This window comes from Streptomyces axinellae (assembly GCF_039532135.1).
Lineage (GTDB): Bacteria > Actinomycetota > Actinomycetes > Streptomycetales > Streptomycetaceae > Streptomyces > Streptomyces axinellae.
The window spans coordinates 254,542-271,553 of the sequence record NZ_BAAARJ010000003.1 but is presented as its reverse complement, the minus strand read 5'-3'; the positions used below and the strand labels follow the sequence as shown (position 1 = coordinate 271,553).

Here is a 17,012-nt window from a genome sequence, read left to right as displayed (position 1 = left end):
AGGAAGCTGCACCCGACCGGAGCGGAGGTGACCGCGTGTACGTCTGCTCATGCTTCGGCATCACCGAGGAGCAGGTGCGTGAGCACGCGGCGGAGGGTGCTTGCACGCCGCGTCAGATCGCCTCCGCGAGCAAGGCCGGAACGGACTGCGGCTCCTGTGTCCGCCGTATCCAAGGGCTCCTCGGGCGCGGCCAGTGCCCCCGGCGAGAATCCCTGGAGCGCGGCGAGCCGGCGCTGACGGCGGCCCCCGCGCCGGATGCCGGGGCGGAGCCGCCCGAGCCGTCCGGGTTGCCCGGACTGAAGCCCGAACCCGTGGAGACGCCGGCTGCCTCCGCCGCCCGGGTAGCTGCGTAACGCGACGGTTTCCGCGCCCTGCCGCGCGGATCCCGGCCGCGAATCCGGCCCCGCCCGCGGCACGAACCCGGCCCCGGTGCGGGTCCCGCCCCGGGCTCAGGTCTCGTCGGGCGCCTTCTGCTCGATCTGCTGGGCGATGTAGAGGGCCTCGCCCAGCTTCTCGACCAGTTCGAGCTGGGTGTCGAGGTAGTCGATGTGGTGCTCCTCGTCCGCCAGGATGTCCTCGAAGATGTTCGCCGAGGTGATGTCGCCCTTGGCCCGCATCAGTTCGATGCCACGCCGCAGCCGGTCGATCGCCTCGACCTCGACCTGCCGGTCCGCCTTGAACATCTCGGTGACCGTCTGCCCGACCCGTACATGGAAGAGCCGCTGGTAGTTCGGCAGGCCCTCCAGGAACAGGATGCGGTCGGTCAGCCGCTCCGCGTGCCGCATCTCGTCGAAGGACTCGGAGCGGGTGTATGCGGCGAGCTTCGTGTAGCCCAGGTGTTCCTGCATCTTCGCGTGCAGGAAGTACTGGTTGATCGCGGTCAGCTCGGCGGTGAGCTGCTCGTTGAGGAACTCGATGACCTCGGGATCGCCCTGCATGGTGGCGGGCTCCTTCCAGGGGGCGTGAACACATGGGTCGTTGCGCGACGGAGCGGAGAGGCGCGTGCGCAGGGCGCATCCTCGCACCGCGCCCGCGACCAGGTCCAGTAAGTACAGGCTTACCGAATTTGCCCGAATTTGCGGGCGTGAGCTGCGGCGCCGCGTTCCGGGGCGGCACGCGGGACGCGGGGCTCAGGGGGCGGTCAAGGGCGGCCTCCGGTGTCTGTCACCATGGAGACCATGGGTCAGCCGCAAAGCCGCGAAGGGGAGGTACCGGAGCTTCCCCCCGGGCAGCGGCTCCAGCGCGGCTGGCCGGTCACGCACTACGGGCCCGTCCCGAAGTTCAAGCCCGAACGGTGGGATTTCCGGGTCTTCGGCGCCACGGCGGACGGCGACAAGCACTGCTGGGACCACGAGCAGTTCTCGGCCCTGCCGTACGAGACAGTGCTGGCCGACCTCCACTGCGTCGCGAAGTTCAGCATGCTGGGCGCCGAGTGGGGCGGCGTACGTGCCCGCACGGTCCTCGGTCTGGCGCCCCCGGCGCCCGAGGTGACCCATGTGATGGTGTGGGCCGAGTACGGCTTCAGCTCCAATCTGCGGCTGTCCGACTTCGCGGCTGAGAACGCGGTCTTCGCCACCCACCGGGCCGGTGAGCTGCTCACGGCCGAGCACGGCTTTCCCGTCCGGCTGGTGGTGCCCGATTTGTACGCCTGGAAGGGCCCCAAGTGGGTCAGGGGCATCGAGTACATGACGGCCGACCGCCGCGGCTTCTGGGAGGAGCGCGGCTATCACAACATCGGCGACCCCTGGCAGGAGCAGCGCTACTCCTACCAGGAGGAGCCGGGGGACGGCCCCGAGCTGTAGCGGGCGGATGATGCCGGGGGTGCGTCAGGGGGGGCGCGGATATCCGTGGTCCCTGGTGACTCGGTGGTCCTGGTGACATCCGTGGTCTCGGTGGCGTCAGTGGTACTGGTGCATCACCGCGTGGCCCTTGCCCTTGCCGATCAGCCAGCGGTTGACCGGGGTGGTGACCACGAACGCGAGCGCGAGTGCGAGGGCCAGCGAGCCCCAGAAGAGCCACTGCGACAGCTGGGCGTTCATAGCGCCGGGGATCACCAGCTCGACACCGTTGTCGATCAGCTCCATGACCAGGATCGAAACCGTGTCGGCGGCGAGCGCCACCTTGATGGCTTCCTTGAAGCCGAGGCCGGCGCGCAGCACGGCCGACATGGTGAGGCTGTAGCCGAAGACGAAGGCCAGGGCGGTCGCCAGGACCACCGTGGGCGCGTTGGACCAGGCCAGCGCGGTGCCGATCACCATGCCCAGGACCTCACCCAGGGCGCAGCCGGTCAGACAGTGCAGCGTGGCGCGGGCGGCCATGGCCCAGGTCGCCGGGCCATGGCCGTCGTGCGGGCCGTGGGAGTGCTGCGTCATCGTCGACACCTCGCCGGAAGAGAGCGGATCTTGCCGTCGTCCCGGTCAACCGTATACCCCCTCGGGGTATTCCGGGACCCGTGTTCCCTCTCAGGCGTCGTCCAGTGTTCCCTCTCAGGCGTCCCGGAGCTTCTTGAGCTGCTCCACGTCCGCCGCGTGCCCCTCCTTGCCTCCGGGTGTTTCGATCACCAGCGGGACCCCGGCGGTCAGGGGGTGGCGGAACAGGTCCCGGAAGGGGTCGGCGCCGATATGGCCGGAGCCGATGGTCGCGTGCCGGTCCTTGTGCGCGCCGACCACGTCCTTGGAGTCATTGGCGTGGATCAGCCGCAGCCGCCCCGGACCTATGACCGACTCCAGCTCGTCCAGTGTGCGCGGTACTCCGCCGGGGGCTGCCAGGTCGTGTCCGGCGGCGAAGACATGGCAGGTGTCGAGGCAGACCCCGAGGCGCGGATGGTGCTCCAGTACGTCGAAGTAGGGGCCCAGCTCCGCCACTTGGGAGCACAGCGAGGCGCCCTGCCCGGCCGTCGGCTCCAACAGCAGCCAGGGGTCCTCGTCGTGGGTCAGCTCCTCCAGCAGCGGGAGCATCAGCTCCCGCGCCTGGGCGAGCGCGGTCTCGCGCGCCCGGCCGCCGGTCGCCGCTCCGGTATGGACGACGACTCCCCGCGCGCCGATGTCCCGGCCGCGGCGCAGCGAATGTCTCATCGAGGAGACGGACTTGGTGGCCGTCTCCTCGCTGTGCGAGCCGAAATTGATGAGATAAGGCGCATGGACATACGCCGGAATCTCGCGCTCCGCACACGCTTCCCGGAATTGCTCGTCCTGCTTCGCATTTCCGGGGGACGTGGCCCAGCCGCGCGGATTGGCGACGAAGACCTGAACTGCTTCGGCGCCGATGTCTGCGGCATAAGAAATGCCATTGGCGGCCAAGCCCCCGGCTACGGGAACATGGCCGCCAATGGGATTGCGGGTGCGCTGCTTCTCGTTCGTGGTCACACCGCTCAGTATGCCGAACTCAGTATGCCGAGTTCACATTGTCCATCGAACCGTACCTGTCGGCCGCGTAGTTGCAGGCGGCGACGATGTTCGCGACAGGGTCGGTCATGTCCTTGGACGTGCCCGCCACGTGGTACGCGTCGAAGGTCGGCTGGATGGTCTGGAGCAGACCCTTGGACGGCACGCCGTTCCGGGCGTTGATGTCCCAGTTGTTCTGCGCCTTCGGGTTGCCGCCCGACTCGCGGATGATGTTGCGCTTGATTCCCTCGTAGGAGCCGGGGATGCCGTGCTTGGCCATGATCGCGCGGGCCTCGCGGATCCAGCCGTCCAGGTTGTTCGGGTAGGTCGGCTGGGCGGCGCGCTTGGCGGACCGGCTCGCGGCCTGCTTGGCGGCGCGCTCCTTGGCGGCCTTCGCCTCCGCCTTCTTGGCGGCTGCGGCCTTCGCTGCCGCGGCCTTCGCCTCGGCGGCCTTCTTCGCCTGCGCCGCCTGCGCCGTGGTCGTGGTGGCGTCGTCGGACCCCTCGACCTTCTTGCCGTCCTCGGGAAGCTGCAGAAGGCTGGAGCTGCTCTGGCCGGTCAGGTCCTTGCCCTGCTTGGGCAGAACCGAGGAGGACGTGGAGCTGAACGCGGCATCCTGCGTCGCGATCTTCTTGGCCGAAGCCTGGCTGGAGTCGCCGTGCGCCGCGGTGCCGGGGAGGACCGTCAGCGCGAGAGCCGCCGCGCCCGCGGTGCCGATGCCGACCGTGGAAATCTTCTTGGCCTTGGGACTGAGCGTGAAGCCGGAGATGCTGGGCATAAGGAGAGCGGACCTTTCCATCGCTGGCGTCGCAGAGGCGGGGAAGCCGGTGGAAACGCCGAGTTCTGTTTCACGGCGCCGTGCGACGTCGGCAATTGTTAGAGGGTCCGATTTGGGAAATCAATAATGTGACGTACTACCCGGGCTCGTAAAAGCGGTATCACCTTCCCCCGTTTTCCGGGAGGACAGGCCCGTGCGCCCTCACTAAACACTTTCGTAGGTGACGTGCGTCCTATGCTCGGGCTCACATGCCGCGGAGGGTTTCGGTACGAACAGTCACCGGCTCTGCGCGCTTTGTTCGCAGGTATCGCCACTGTTCGCCCTTGTCGGACATGCCGTTTTCCGGAGCCCGAAAACGCAGGTCACCGTCGGCGAAGAGCCGACGGTGACCGGGGTTTGAGCGATCCTGCTACGGGCGAGCTGAGGGCCGGTGAGGCATCAGCGCAGCCAGATGGTGACCTCGGAGCCCTTGGGGGCCTCCTCGCCGCTGTCGGGCGACTGGTTGAAGACCGTGTCCCCGAAGAAGACCCGCCGCACCGTGACGGAGAACCCCGCCTGCTCCAGCTGCTTGCGGGCCTCGTCCTCGCCGCTGTCCTCCACATCGGGCACCTCGACCATCTCCGGCCCCTTGGAGAGGGTCAGCGTGACCGTGTCGCCCTTGGCGGCCCGCGCAGCCTCAGCCGGGGACTGACGGGCGACAGAGCCCTTGTCCTCCTCGGAGAAGACCCGCTTGGCCGCGATACGCACCTTCAGCCCCTCCGAGCGCAGCTCATCGGCCGCCTCCGCCTCCTCGTCCCCGACCACATCGGGGACATCGACCGGCTCACCCTTGGACACCGTGAGGGCCACAGCGGCACCCGGACGGCGCTTGTCACCGGCCGACGGCTCGGTGGAGACGACCGAGCCCCGCGCGGTCTCCTCGTCGAAACGCCGCTCGACCACACCCGGCTCCAGCCCCGCGTCCTTCAGCTTGCGCCGGGCGTCGGACAGCGGCATCCCCTGGAGATCAGGAACCTTCACGACCTTCGGCCCCCGCGAGACGGTCAGCGTGACGCCACCGCTGCGCCGGACGCGCTCGCCCGGCTCCGGGTCGGTGCCGATGACGTGGCCGCGCTCGATCCGCTCGCTGTAGTCGCGCTCGACCCGCACATCGAGCCCCGCGTCCTCCAGCACCTTCGTGGCCTTGGACTGGGTCTTGTCCAGCACGGGCGGCGTCTTGATGAACTGGCCCGAATTGATGTACCAGATGCCCGTACCGAGCAGCACCGCCAGCACCGCGCCCGCCGCGACCAGCACCCCAAGGCGCGGTCTGCGCCGCCGGCCGGGCCCGCCGACCGATCCCATGACCTCGCTGTCCGACCCCTCCGGCACGACCGGCGGCACCAGGGGCCCGGCGGCCAGCCGTGTGGTGCGATCCCGCGCCGCCGCGTCCGCGTCCGGTGCGGGCCGCGGGATCACATACGTCTCGGCGCCGTCCCCGGCATCCGCCCCCGCCGCCTCACGCACGCCGCCCGTGGCCGCCTGCGCGCCCCGCTCCTTGGCCAGCGGCGGTACGGCGTCCAGCTGCGCCTCGGTCAGCCCCGCGCGGAGGGCGCGGGCCTCCGAGAGCAGCGCCACCGCGTCATCGGGCCGGTCCTCCGGAGAACGGGCCGCGGCACGGGCGACCAGCCCGTCCAGCGCCGCCGCCATGCCGGGGACCGCACCCGAGGGCAGCGGCATGTCCCTGTTGAGGTGCTGGTAGAGCACCTGAGCGGGCGTCCCGCCCGAATGCGGCTTGGCGCCGGTCAGCATCTCGTAGAGCATCACGCCGCACGCGTACAGATCCGTCCGCGTATCCGCCATGCCCTCCTCGATCTGCTCCGGCGCCAGATAGGAGACAGTGCCCAGAATCGAGTCGGTCGTCGCCGACGTCTGACTGTCCACGGCCCGCACGAGCCCGAAGTCGGCGACCTTCACCCGGCCGTCGTCCCCTATGAGGACGTTCTCCGGCTTCACGTCCCGGTGCACGAGGCCCGCCCGGTGGGCGGCACCCAGCGCCGCCAGCACCGGCTCCAGGATGTCCAGCGCGGCGCGCGGCTGGAGCGCTCCCCGGTCCCGCAGCACGTCGCGCAGGGTGCACCCGGACACGTACTCCATCGCCAGGTACACGTACGTACCGTCCGTGCCCTGGTCGAACACCCCCACCACGTTCTGGTGCGCCAGCCGCGCGGCGGACTTGGCCTCCCGGATGAAACGCGTCACGAACGTCTCGTCCGTGGACAACGACGTGTGCATCACCTTCAGGGCCAGCACGCGGTCCAGGCGGGTGTCCAGCGCGCGGTAGACCGTCGCCATACCGCCGACGGCCACCCGCGCGTCGATGCGGTACCGGCCATCGAGAACCTGACCGACCAGGGGGTCCTTGAGGGTGGTGTCCATTGCGCAGAGTGTACGAGGGCGCTCCGGCTCCCCCAGCCTCCGGCCGGGGGTACCCCCATGCGTTTCCCGCACCTGTAGCTTTCCGGTCCTTTGAGCCCTCTTGCTCGATGAGCGGGCGCCAATGGTTCAGATGTGGCGTTCAGGGAACATGGGGCGTGCAAATGTAGGGAGACGGGGGCTTCTAGGGGGGCGGAGCCCCCCACGACGGCGCCGCACCCGAAGTGCAAACCGACTGGGAGAGGGTCTACGAGCGCGGGCACAGCGCCGGCTCAGCAGCCAAAAGCAGGTCGCTCAGGGTCCAGCGAAGCGCGCCCCTCCGCAGGAGAGGAGGGCTCGGCGAAGTGGCGCCGCGGAATGCGTCCGGCGCGGAACGCCAGCCGTCCCGCCTGCACCGCCCGCCGCATGCCCTCGGCCATGAGCACCGGCTCCTGGGCCCGCGTCACCGCGGACGCCAGCATCACGGCCGAGCACCCCAGTTCCATGGCCAGGGCCGCGTCCGAGGCGGTGCCGGCGCCGGCGTCCAGTACGACCGGGACGCCGGCCCGTTCGGTGATCAGCTGGAAGTTGTGCGGGTTGCGGATGCCGAGCCCTGAACCGATGGGCGAGCCCAGCGGCATGATCGCGGCGCAGCCCACATCCTCCAGCTTGCGCGCGAGGATCGGGTCGTCGTTGGTGTAGGGCAGCACCGTGAAGCCGTCGTCCACCAGGGTTTCGGCGGCGTCCAGCAGTTCGACGGGGTCCGGCAGCAGGGTGCGTTCGTCTGCGATGACCTCCAGCTTCACCCAGTCCGTGCCCAGCGCTTCGCGGGCCAGCCGGGCGGTGAGCACCGCTTCGCCGGCGGTGTAGCAGCCGGCGGTGTTCGGCAGAACCCGGATGCCGTGTTTGTTCAGCAGCGTGAGGACGGAGCCGTGTACGTCCGGATCGAGGCGGCGCATGGCGACGGTGGTCAGTTCGGTGCCGGAGGCGAGCAGGGCCCGCTCCAGGATCTCCAGGCTGGGGGCGCCGCCGGTGCCCATGATCAGCCGGGCGGTGAAAGTGGTGTCGCCAATGGTCAGCGGATCGTCGGCCATCGTTGTTCAGCCTCCCTGGACTGCGGTGAGAACTTCCACGCGGTCGCCTTCGCCGAGGCGGGTCGCGGCCCACTGTCCGCGGGGGACGACGTCTTCGTTGACGGCTGCCGCGACGCCTGAGGGCGCCGTGGTGAAGGTGGCCACGAGCTGGTCGAGGGTGAGGCCGGCCGGGAGGGCGCGGGCCCGGCCGTTGACGGTGACGGTCATGTGCGCTGTCGCTGCTGAGGAGGTCATACGGGCTGCTCCTGTGGGTGTGAGAAGCGCTGCGGGGTGAAGGGGCGCGCCTGTTCGGGCAGCTGACCGGAGGTCAGCAGCTCGGCCATGATGTCGCCGGTGACGGGGGTGAGCAGCACGCCGTTGCGGTAGTGGCCGGTGGCCAGATGGAGGCCGGGCAGTGCGGTGGGGCCGAGGAGCGGCGCGTTGTCGGGGGAGGCGGGCCGCAGTCCGGCGCAGGTCTCGGCCAGCGGCAGTTCGGTGATGCCGGGCACCAGTTCGTGCGCGTCCCGCAGCAGCTCGTAGACGCCGCCCGCGGTCACGGTGGTGTCCCAGCCCAGTTCCTCGCTGGTGGCGCCGACGACCAGCTCGCCGTCCTCGCGCGGCACCAGGTAGAGCGCCCCGCCGCGGACCACGGCCCGGACCGTACGGTCCAGAAACGGGGGCGGGGCGGGGTGTGGACCGGCCGGACCGGACGAACCGCCCGCGCCGGCCGGCCCGGCGTGCCTGCCCGGCATCCGGAGGCGCAGGACCTGTCCTTTGACGGGGCGTACCGGTGGCAGCACCTCGGGGGGCACGCCCGCCAGCTGTCCGCTGCGCGAGCCCAGCGCGAGGACGGTCTGCCCGGCCGGGAGTTCGGTGCCGTCCTCCAGTTCGACTCCGGTCGCCCGGTCTCCCGAGGTGAGCAGCCGTACGGCTCGCGCGCGCCGGAAGGCGACTCCCGCCCGCTCACAGGCGAGCAGCAGCGCCGAGACGAGCCGGCGCGGGTCGATCTGGTGGTCGCCGTCCACGCGGGCGCCGCCGCGCACGGCGGGGGAGAGCAGCGGCTCCAGGCGGCGGCATTCGCGCCCGGTCAGCCACTGGGCGTCCAGGCCGCACCGCTGCTGGAGGGCGTGCAGTTCGCGCAGGTGGGCGCGGTCGTCGGCGTCCAGCGCGACGGCGAGGGTGCCGCATGCGCGGTATCCGGTCGGCAGCCCGGCGGCCTCCTCCAGTTCGGCCACGAAGTCCGGGTAGCGGGCGGCGGAGGCCAGGTTCAGGGCCAGCAGCGTCTCCTCGCCGTAGTGCAGCTCGGTGACGGCGGCGAGCATGCCGGCGGCCACCCGCGCGGCCCCGCCCCCGGGTTCGGGATCGACGACGGTGACCCGCAGCCCGCGCCGGGCCGTGCGCCAGGCGGTGACGAGCCCGATGACGCCGCCGCCGAGGACCGCCACATCGGCCGGGCCGCCGCCCGGCCCGGCGCGGGTGCCGGATGCTGTGTCCGGTGACGCCGCGTTCCGGGACGCCGGTGCACGTGAGGCCGGTGCGTGCGATGTCGTGGCACGCGAGGTCGTGGCACGCATGGGGATGCCGCTGCTCCCTTCGCCGGAATGACCCGGATCAGGTTCGGACGGTCGGAGGCCGCCGCAGCCTCCCTCTCAGCCCGGTGCGCCGGGCTCCCGCGTATTGCCGGATGTGCGGGCCCAGCCTACTGCCGTGCTCCGCGCCCCGTTAAGGGGAGTTACGGGTTCCGCGAACGGGCCTGCCGGGAGCCCTGCCGGCTTCGGTAAGGGCCCTGGCGCAAGCCCGCCTTCGGCCGAGTGGCCCGTGAGCGCAGCGGCATACAGTGACGAGGTGGACGAGGTGAGCGAAAGCCAAGAGCAGCAGGCCAGGATGAGTGGAAGTCAGGGACGACCGGACGGGGCGGGCGACAGCCGGGAGCAGCGGGCCGTGATCGTCGGCGCCGGGATCGCGGGTGTGCAGACCGCCGTACAGCTGCGCGAGCACGGCTGGCCGGGGCCGGTGCGGATCGTGGGTGCCGAGCCGCACCTCCCGTACGACAGGCCGCCGCTGTCCAAGGCCGTCCTGCTCGGCAAGGGCGAGGAGGCCGAGATCCCGCTCCTGGAGATCGACTTCGAGGCGCTGGGCATCGAACTGGAGCTGGGCAGGACCGTCACCGGACTGCGCCCCGCCGAGCGGCTGCTGGAGACCGACGCGGGCCCCGTCCACTACGACCGTCTCGTGCTGGCCACCGGGGCCGAGCCCCTGACGCTCCCCGGTAGCGAGGGCGCCCCCGGCGTGCACCTGCTGCGCACCCTGGACGACGCGCGCCGGCTGCGGCCCGTACTGGCGGCGCGCGGCGAGATCGTCGTGGTCGGGGCCGGCTGGATCGGCGCCGAGTTCGCCACGGCGGCGCGCGAGCGCGGCTGTGCCGTCACCGTCGTGGAGGCGGCGGACGGGCCGCTGCCCGGCGCGCTGCCCGCCGAGGTGTCCGCGCCGATGCGCGCCTGGTACGAGGAGGCGGGCGTGACGCTGCGCACCGGCGCCCGGGTGGCCTCCGTCGGACGGGGCGAGGCCGTCCTGGCCGACGGGACGCGGCTGCCCGCCGACGCGGTCGTGGTCGGCATCGGCGCCAGGCCCGCCACCGGCTGGATGGCGGGCTCGGGCATCACGCTGGACGACGGCGGAGCCGTGCTCGCCGACACCCACCTGCGCACCTCCGTGCCGGGCGTGTACGCCGTGGGCGACTGCGCCTCCTTCCCCTCAGCGCGCTACGGCCGGCGCCTGCTGGTCCACCACTGGGACAACGCGCTCCAGGGGCCGCGCACGGTCGCCGCGAACCTGGTGGCCGAGGGCCACGCCGACGGCGCGGCCGAGAGCGTCGCCTACGATCCGGTGCCCTACTTCTGGTCCGAGCAGTTCGGCCGCTTCGTGCAGTACGTCGGACACCACGGCCCAGGCGATGAGCTGGTGTGGCGCGGCAACCCCGAGGACACCGCCTGGTCGGTGTGCTGGCTGCGCGAGGACCGCCCCGTCGCCCTGCTGGCGGTGGGCAGGCCGCGCGATCTGGCGCAGGCGCGCAAGCTGGTCCAGCAGGGCACGCGGGTGGACAAGGCCCTGGTGACGGACTCCTCCATCGCCCTGAAGAGGGCGGCGCGCTAGTGGCTGTCGGCGCGGGATGGCACTCTGGAACCCGTGACCGAGATTGACGCAAAGATCGATGCTCTCGTCCCCGCCTGGCTCACGCTTCCCGACGCGGCCGAGAAGCTCGGCGTGGAAGTGACCCGAGTCCGGCAGCTCGTGAAGGAAGGCCAGCTCCTCGCGGTGCGGCGCACAGCCGACTCGGGGAACAGGGTGCTCCAGGTGCCTGCCGCCTTCATCGGTGAGGGCAGGATCGTGAAGGGCCTGGCCGGCACCATCACGCTCCTGAAGGACGACGGGTTCAGCGACGAAGAGATGCTGGAGTGGCTGTTCACCGAGGACGAGACCCTGCCGGGCTCGCCCGTCATGGCCCTGCGGGAGAACCGGGGCACGGAAGTGAAGCGCCGGGCCCAGGCCCTCGCCGTCTGAGCGCCCGCGCCCCGGCCCGCCGGGCGGCGGGGCCGTCGGGCCCCGCCGCCCCCGCACACGAGCAGCAGCACAAGCACCACCACACCGCACATCCACCGGGTGCGTGGGCCGCGCGGCCCACGCACCCCCGCCTGGGGGAGCACACATCATGTCCAGCGGCACGTCCGGTCCGCCCGGCACCGCCCGTGAGCGGCTCGCCGCCGCGCGGCTGTACCTGTGCACCGACGCACGCAAGGAGCAGGGCGACCTGCCCGAGTTCCTCGACGCCGTACTGGCCGGCGGTGTGGACATCGTCCAGCTGCGGGACAAGGGCATGGAGGCGGCCGAGGAACTGGAGCACCTCGCCGTCCTCGCCGAGGCGTGCCGCAGACACGGCGCGCTCCTGGCGGTCAACGACCGCGCCGATGTGGCACACGCCGCCGCCTCCGATGTCCTGCACCTGGGCCAGGGCGACCTGCCCGTGCCCGCGGCCCGCGCCCTGCTGGGCGCGGACGTGCTCGTCGGCCGCTCCACGCACGCGGCGGCCGAGGCGGACGCGGCGCTGCGCGAGCCCGGCGTCGACTACTTCTGCACCGGCCCGTGCTGGCCGACGCCCACCAAGCCGGGCCGCCCCGCACCGGGGCTGGATCTGGTCCGTCACACCGCGTCACGCACCCAGGGTGATCCGTCCGCCCGCCCCTGGTTCGCGATCGGCGGGATCGACGCGGGCAATCTGGACGAGGTGCTGGACGCGGGCGCCCGCAGGGTGGTCGTGGTCCGCGCCCTCACCGGGGCCGACGACCCGGGCGCCGCGGCGGCCGGGCTGGCGAAGCGGTTGCGCGAGGCGGCGGGGGAGACCGGGTAGGACGGGCGGGCCCGGGGCACGTCCGGAGGGGATCCGGTGAAGTCCGGGACGGCCCGGACGAAGCTGAAACGGCCCGGAAAAGGCGCGCAGGGGACCCGGGAAGGCTCTCCCGTAACACGGCGTGGCCGCGCTGTCCACGGGGTGGACATCGGCCATCCAGGAAACGGACAGATCCGCCCTTAATATCCCTGTGTTGAGCCACCTTGCAGGCCAGGCCGCTAGCCTTCAGATATGGCCATCGGTATCTCAGCTCCCAGGACAGACCGTCCGCCGACCGTGCGCGAGCTGCTCGCGAGCGGAGAGCAGTCCTTCTCCTTCGAGTTCTTCGCGCCGAAGACCGAAAAGGGAGAGCGGACCCTGTGGGACGCGCTGCGCCGGATCGAAGCGGTCTCGCCGACATTCGTGTCGGTGACCTATGGCGCGGGCGGCTCCTCTCGTGAGGGCACCGTACGCAACACCGAGCGCATCGCCACCGAGACCACGCTGACTCCCGTGGCGCACCTCACCGCCGTGAACCACTCGCGGGCCGAGCTGCGCAACGTCATCGGGCAGTACGCCGACGCGGGGATCCGCAACGTTCTCGCCATCCGCGGCGATCCGCCCGGCGACCCGCTGGGGGAGTGGGTCAAGCACCCGGAGGGGATCAGCTACGCCTCCGAACTCGTCGAGCTGGTCAAGGAGTCGGGGGACTTCTGCGTCGGGGTCGCCGCCTTCCCCGAGATGCACCCCCGCTCGGTGGACTGGGAATCGGACATCCGGCACTTCGTGAACAAGTGCAAGGCCGGCGCGGATTACGCGATCACCCAGATGTTCTTCCAGGCCGAGGACTATCTGCGGCTGCGGGACAGGGCGGTGGCCGCCGGTTGCCAAACGCCCATCATCCCGGAGATCATGCCCGTCACCAACGTGCGGCAGATCGAGCGGTTCGCGCAGCTCAGCAACGCGACCCTGCCGCGGGAGATGGCAGCGCGACTCCAGGCGGTCCAGGACGATCCCGCGGCGGTACGCTCGGTCGGGATTGAATACGCCACGGAGTTGTGTGCGAGGCTGATGGCCGAGGGCGTCCCCGGGCTCCACTTCATTACGCTCAACCACTCCACGGCGACGCTGGAAATCCACCAGAACCTGGGCCTCCGCGAGAGGCACTGAGCCACACTGCCGGCCCGAAGGCGGCGAGCAGCGGGAAGAGGGGCGTAGATGGGCTGGACGGTCCTCTATATCGCGTTCGGCATTGTTGCGCTATGGCTGCTGGGCGAAGTGCTGCTCCAGTACAAGGCCCGGCTCCGCTACCGGCTGCTGGCCTTCGTCGGCTTCCTGGGCGTCGTGGTGGGCGCGGTGATCCCCTCGGTGATCGTGATCGGCATCGGTATCGCCGCCTTCGCCACGGGCCAGACCTATGTGACGCTCTCCTACCGGCGCGGGTTCTCCACCGGCTGGGCGCTCGGCGGACGGCCGGGCTCCAGCCGGCGGCGGCGCCCGTCCGGGGCAGCCCCGAAGGCCGACCCTTCCCTGGAGGTCTCCGACCTCCAGGCCCACGACCCCGGCGCCGCCCCGGTCCCCGACCCGTCCGACGACCACGGCAGCGCCGGATACCAGGCGGAGGGCCAGTACACCCCCGAGCCCCAGGGCTATGGCGCCTCCGCCGTCGAGGAGACCCAGGTCTACGGCATGTCCGCCGTCGAGGAGACCCAGGTCTACGGCATGTCCGCCGTCGAGGAGACCCAGGCGTACGCCTACGCCGACTCCGCCGAGACCCAGGCCCCGTACCAGGACCCGCAGCAGGACTCGTCCTCCTACCAGGACCCGTCCGCCTACCAGGACTCCTCCCAGGGCCCGACTCCCTACGCGGCCGAGGCCGCGCAGCAGTACGCCCAGGCCGAGACCCAGCAGTACGCACCGTACGCCGACCCCTACCTCGGCTACGACCACCAGGGCGAGCCCGCGCCGCCGCCCGCCGGGGCGCAGCAGCAACAGCCGTCCTACGACTACGGATACGGCGACTACGGCAGCGGCGACTACGCCGACAGCGGCCTCGGAACCGGCGGCCTCGGCAGCGCCGGCTACGACGGCGGCGACTACAACAGCGGCGGCGACCCCAACAGCGGTTACGGCGGCGGCGATAACTCCGCCGGCCCCGGCGAGGGCTACGGCGGCTACGGATACCCGGGGCAGGACCAACTCGCCCCGCAGCCCCCGTACTACACCGACCTCCCCGACACCCCGCCCGGCGGCGTGTGGGTCCCCCAGCAGCGCGACACCGACGCGCCGCCGCCCGACGCCGACCAGCAGCCGCCCGGCTCCTACGGCTACCCGGACGAGACGTACCAGCAGTACCCGCAGGGCTACTACAACGACCGCCACGGTACGTACTGACGGCCCGGGAGGGGCTGACGGGACGTCCCGTCAGCACCTCCCGGGCCTCCGCGGGGCGAGGGCGCCGCGACCTCAGATCTCAGCTGGAGCCGCGCCAGTCCGGGTCCTGGAAGAGCCCGGCGGCCATGGCGCCGGTCATCCCCGCGGCAGGCAGCCCGCCGCCGGGATGTGACCAGCCGCCCACCGCGTAAAGGCCCTCCAGAGCCGTCCGGTTGGCGGGGCGCAGGAACGCGCCCCCGGCGCCGGGCAGCGCGGGCGGGGGGACGAGCCCGCCGGGCGCGCCGGTCTCCGCCTCGTTGTCGGCGGGCGTGCGCACCTCGTGCCACAGCAGCCGCCCGACGAGACCGAGCCCGGCCTCGTCGGTCAGGGCCAGCAGCTGTCCGGCCAGCCGCCCGGCCTCCTCCTCGGAGCGCACCGAGCCCACCGGCACCGGAAGCGACAGCACCGCCGACTCGTACCCGCCCGCCGGCCGCAGTGCGGGATCGTCGGGCCGCAGCACGGTCAGCGGCCGGCCGAGGCCCTGCGGGCTGTGCACGACGGTGCGGTGCGGGGTGCCTTCGGGGCGCTCGCCGCGCAGGGCCAGCAGCACGGTGAGCCGGGCCGCCCCCGGAGTGCTCGCCGCCGCCGCGTCCTGGCGGGCCACCGGCCCGCCGCCCGCGACCACCGCGTCCGCCTCGACGAGCTCACCGTCCTCCAGTTCCAGACCGGCCGCCCGGCCGTCCTTCTCGCGCACCCCGGCCACGCCGCTGCCGAAGCGGAAGGCGACCCGGCGCCGCAGGCACCGCTCGTACAGCGCGTCGGCCAGCGCGCGCATGCCGCCGCGCACGTACCAGGTGCCGAAGGCGTCCTCGATGTAGGCCAGCACGGCGGCCTCCGCCGGGGCCTCGGCCGGGTCGAGCCCGTACGCCCAGGAGCAGGCGCCCAGCACGGCCGCCAGCCGAGGGTCGCGCAGCTCGTCGGCCGCCACCTCGGCGAGCGTCGGCGGACGGCGCCGCAGCAGGCCCTTCTTGCGCACCGCCGGGTAGGCACCGGCACGCGAGAGAGCCCCGCGCGAGCCGGGCTCCTCGCGCAGCGGCTCCTCCAGCAGCGGCCGGCGTACGGCCTCCCACGCCTCCCGCCCCCGGGTCAGCACCTGGGCCCACCGCTCGCCCGCGCCCGCGCCGAGCGCCTCGTCGAGCGCGTCGATGACCTTGCCGCGCGAGGCGTTCGGCAGTGTCACGCAGCCGCCGCCGGGGAACGCGCCGGCGGGGAATTCCCCGCCGGGGAAGATGTGGTGCGCGGTGACCGGGACCTCCGTCAACTCCACGAGGTCCTCCAGCCGTTCGCGGCCGGTCTTGACGAACAGGTCCCGGTGGACGGCGGGCAGCCGCAGCAGCCCCGGCCCGGTGTCGAAGGCGAAGCCCTCGCGCTCGTAGCGCCGCAGGGCGCCGCCGTATGTGTCCGTGCGCTCGTGGACGACGACCTCGTGCCCGGCCACAGCCAGCCGGGCCGCCGCCGCCATCGCGCCCATTCCCGCGCCGATCACCGCGATACGTGCCATGAACAGCGACTCTAGCGACCGGCGCCCGGCCCATGGGCACCGGCCGGGCGGTGGGCGTGATGGTGCTCCGTACGGGAACCTACCGCTAGGTACAGCTACTCAGGCCCCCGGATGAGTAGCCGCGCGGATGGGCTCCGACCTGGGCGGACGGCAGAGTTCTCGGCACGGAAGGGGCGTGGCGCCGATACCGCCGGCACGGGGCTGCGGAGCGGTGCGGACGGCCTTTCCGGAAGAGGGGGAAGAGGGGGAACGGGGGAAGTGGAGCCGGGGGCCCGGGCGTTGCGTCCGGGGTCCACGGCACCACCGGGGGAAACAGGGGGATCAGGGGGAACCGGTCAGCCGGTCCTGGAAGACCTGGCCGCTTCGCGGCCGGACGCGCGGGGAACCCCACGCCGCCGCGCGCCCGCCGTGGGTCACCGGGACCGGCCCCGCCCCCCTACCCGCCCCTGGAGCAGCAAGGACAGCGCGCCGTGCACGTCCTCCAGCGAGCGTTCGGGCTGGAACGCCTTCCAGTCCAGGGCCGCCACCAGCACCATCCCCACCAGCGCCGCCGCTGTGAGCTGGATATCGATGTCCTCGCTCAGCTCGCCCTCGGCCACGCCCGCGCGCAGCACGTCCTCCACCACGGCCACGGCCTGCTTGCGCACCACCATCAGCGTGTCGTTCCAGGCGCGGTTGGTGCGCCACAGCTCGGCGACGTACAGCTGGGTGAAGGCCGGGTAGTGATCGATGAACCGCAGCCCGGCGCGGATCATGGCATCCAGCGCGTCCACCCGGGTGCCGCCGCCCCCGGCAACCTGGCCGGCGGCATCGCGCAGGTCGGCGGTGAGCAGTTCGACGCCGTGCCGCAGCAGCTCCTCGAACAGCTCGGTCTTGCTGGTGAAGTTGTAGTACACCGTGCCCTTCGCGACCCCCGCGCGCTCGGCGATCTCCTCCACCGTGGTGGAGGAGAACCCTTGCTCGGCGATGAGGGTGACGGCCGCCTGGAACAGCTTGTCCCGGGTGGCGCCGCGGCTGCGTGAAGGGGTACGGGCACTCGTCATGCGCTCATTCTCCCCTCGCGGCG

The 17,012-nt window shown here is 72.0% G+C and carries 17 protein-coding genes and 1 riboswitch; of the genes, 7 read left to right on the top strand and 10 right to left on the bottom strand.

What is annotated here, in order from left to right:
* The first annotated feature begins 35 nt into the window (after positions 1–35).
* Complete coding sequence (locus ABD339_RS05730) at positions 36–353, top strand: (2Fe-2S)-binding protein (protein WP_344562807.1); 318 nt, start codon at positions 36–38, stop codon at positions 351–353.
* Positions 354–449: 96 nt separating this feature from the next.
* On the opposite strand, the gene bfr is transcribed toward ABD339_RS05730, so the two are convergent.
* Positions 450–938: a bacterioferritin gene (gene bfr, locus ABD339_RS05725; protein WP_344562805.1), complete on the bottom strand. Its 489-nt coding sequence runs from the start codon at positions 936–938 to the stop codon at positions 450–452.
* Positions 939–1,178: 240 nt separating this feature from the next.
* On the opposite strand from bfr, the gene ABD339_RS05720 reads away from it, so the two are divergent.
* On the top strand, positions 1,179–1,802 hold the full coding sequence (locus ABD339_RS05720; RefSeq protein WP_344562803.1) for a sulfite oxidase-like oxidoreductase: 624 nt from the start codon (positions 1,179–1,181) through the stop codon (positions 1,800–1,802).
* A gap of 96 nt (positions 1,803–1,898) precedes the next feature.
* Here ABD339_RS05720 and ABD339_RS05715 read toward each other — a convergent pair whose 3' ends face one another.
* The 7 genes from ABD339_RS05715 to thiO all read right to left on the bottom strand — a co-directional run bounded on the left by ABD339_RS05715 (position 1,899) and on the right by thiO (position 9,202).
* Entirely contained in the window at positions 1,899–2,372 is a 474-nt protein-coding gene (locus ABD339_RS05715; protein ID WP_344562801.1) for a DUF4396 domain-containing protein, read from the bottom strand.
* Positions 2,373–2,486: 114 nt separating this feature from the next.
* Positions 2,487–3,365, bottom strand: a complete 879-nt coding sequence (locus tag ABD339_RS05710) for a deoxyribonuclease IV (RefSeq protein WP_344562799.1) — start codon at positions 3,363–3,365, stop codon at positions 2,487–2,489.
* Positions 3,366–3,384: 19 nt separating this feature from the next.
* On the bottom strand, positions 3,385–4,161 hold the full coding sequence (locus ABD339_RS05705; RefSeq protein WP_344562797.1) for a transglycosylase SLT domain-containing protein: 777 nt from the start codon (positions 4,159–4,161) through the stop codon (positions 3,385–3,387).
* Between the two features lie 438 nt (positions 4,162–4,599).
* Positions 4,600–6,579 (bottom strand): Stk1 family PASTA domain-containing Ser/Thr kinase, encoded by a 1,980-nt coding sequence (pknB, locus tag ABD339_RS05700; RefSeq protein WP_344562795.1) that lies wholly within the window; start codon positions 6,577–6,579, stop codon positions 4,600–4,602.
* A gap of 269 nt (positions 6,580–6,848) precedes the next feature.
* Positions 6,849–7,649: a thiazole synthase gene (locus ABD339_RS05695; protein WP_344562791.1), complete on the bottom strand. Its 801-nt coding sequence runs from the start codon at positions 7,647–7,649 to the stop codon at positions 6,849–6,851.
* A gap of 6 nt (positions 7,650–7,655) precedes the next feature.
* Positions 7,656–7,883 carry a sulfur carrier protein ThiS gene (thiS, locus tag ABD339_RS05690; RefSeq protein ID WP_344562789.1) on the bottom strand — a complete coding sequence of 76 codons (228 nt, stop codon included), beginning with the start codon at positions 7,881–7,883 and terminating at the stop codon, positions 7,656–7,658.
* On the bottom strand, positions 7,880–9,202 hold the full coding sequence (gene thiO / locus ABD339_RS05685; RefSeq protein ID WP_344562787.1) for a glycine oxidase ThiO: 1,323 nt from the start codon (positions 9,200–9,202) through the stop codon (positions 7,880–7,882). Before thiO ends, thiS begins: the two co-directional genes overlap by 4 nt.
* Positions 9,200–9,312, bottom strand: a riboswitch (TPP riboswitch). Its footprint overlaps the gene before it by 3 nt.
* Positions 9,313–9,512: 200 nt before the next feature.
* On the opposite strand from thiO, the gene ABD339_RS05680 reads away from it, so the two are divergent.
* The 5 genes from ABD339_RS05680 (at position 9,513) to ABD339_RS05660 (ending at position 14,406) form a co-directional block, all read left to right on the top strand.
* The gene (locus ABD339_RS05680; RefSeq protein WP_344563087.1) at positions 9,513–10,781 is read left to right on the top strand and encodes an NAD(P)/FAD-dependent oxidoreductase; all 1,269 of its coding nucleotides are present in this window, start codon (positions 9,513–9,515) and stop codon (positions 10,779–10,781) included.
* Between the two features lie 33 nt (positions 10,782–10,814).
* Positions 10,815–11,189 (top strand): Rv2175c family DNA-binding protein, encoded by a 375-nt coding sequence (locus ABD339_RS05675; RefSeq protein ID WP_344562785.1) that lies wholly within the window; start codon positions 10,815–10,817, stop codon positions 11,187–11,189.
* A gap of 148 nt (positions 11,190–11,337) precedes the next feature.
* Positions 11,338–12,033, top strand: a complete 696-nt coding sequence (gene thiE, locus ABD339_RS05670; protein WP_344562783.1) for a thiamine phosphate synthase — start codon at positions 11,338–11,340, stop codon at positions 12,031–12,033.
* Positions 12,034–12,264: 231 nt separating this feature from the next.
* A complete protein-coding gene (gene metF, locus ABD339_RS05665) occupies positions 12,265–13,182 on the top strand; it encodes a methylenetetrahydrofolate reductase [NAD(P)H] (protein ID WP_344562781.1) in 918 nt (305 codons plus the stop codon).
* A 48-nt stretch (positions 13,183–13,230) separates the two neighbouring features.
* The gene (locus ABD339_RS05660) at positions 13,231–14,406 is read left to right on the top strand and encodes a hypothetical protein (RefSeq protein ID WP_344562779.1); all 1,176 of its coding nucleotides are present in this window, start codon (positions 13,231–13,233) and stop codon (positions 14,404–14,406) included.
* Between the two features lie 79 nt (positions 14,407–14,485).
* Here the strand turns inward: ABD339_RS05660 and ABD339_RS05655 are convergent, their stop codons facing one another.
* Positions 14,486–15,946: a phytoene desaturase family protein gene (locus ABD339_RS05655; RefSeq protein WP_344562777.1), complete on the bottom strand. Its 1,461-nt coding sequence runs from the start codon at positions 15,944–15,946 to the stop codon at positions 14,486–14,488.
* A 413-nt stretch (positions 15,947–16,359) separates the two neighbouring features.
* A complete protein-coding gene (locus ABD339_RS05650; protein WP_344562775.1) occupies positions 16,360–16,989 on the bottom strand; it encodes a TetR/AcrR family transcriptional regulator in 630 nt (209 codons plus the stop codon).
* Between the last annotated feature and the right edge of the window lie 23 nt (positions 16,990–17,012).